The sequence below is a fragment of the Vibrio sinaloensis DSM 21326 genome, from assembly GCF_000189275.1.
GTDB lineage: Bacteria > Pseudomonadota > Gammaproteobacteria > Enterobacterales > Vibrionaceae > Vibrio > Vibrio sinaloensis.
The window spans coordinates 1-560 of sequence record NZ_AEVT01000091.1; the positions used below are offsets into that span (position 1 = coordinate 1).

1 protein-coding gene is annotated in these 560 nt (G+C 58.6%); it reads right to left on the minus strand.

Annotated elements, in window-relative coordinates:
- A partial coding sequence (locus tag RH45_RS16115) for a replication protein P (RefSeq protein WP_086027037.1) occupies positions 1–475 on the minus strand: 475 nt, incomplete at its 3' end.
- Positions 476–560: the final 85 nt, after the last annotated feature.

A 560-nucleotide genomic window follows, 5' to 3' on the forward strand; every position in this document is an offset into this window, starting at 1 on the left:
GCTCGACGCCCGTTCTGCGCATCTCAATGCAGATGTGATACAGAACCGGCTGCGGCCACGGATATTTATCACTGCCGGAGTAGCGCCAGGACTCGTTACGCCAGTGACGATATTCCGCCAGCACTGCATCGGCTGTGAGACCAAACGCATTAGCTCCGCTTTCAGAAACCAGCGAAATAAACTCAGCCAGGTCCGGCGGCCATGTCTCAGCCGCCCGGCATCGCTCCATACACTGCTGACAAATCAGCCGGATTTGGCGCTCAGTCATCGCCCCAATCTGGGCCACCCACAGCTTCGAAGGTGCCGCGCCGTTCTTCTGCGTCCATCGGTTCGAATAAATTTCCCCCATGACTTCCCAGAGTCGCCAGGCCGTCTCCGTCGCTGGCGATCCCGTTTTCGCGTTCCCACTGCACGCGGGCTGCCCTGATTTGCTGTACTGCCCGCGATGCGGTGCTGTCTGGCTGGATTTCTGCATGGCTTTCTCCCCTGCTGGCTGGTTTCGCCTTTGCCCTGACGTGGTTTACGTGACGGGCGAATTTTTGTCCCACTGGATTTGTGTG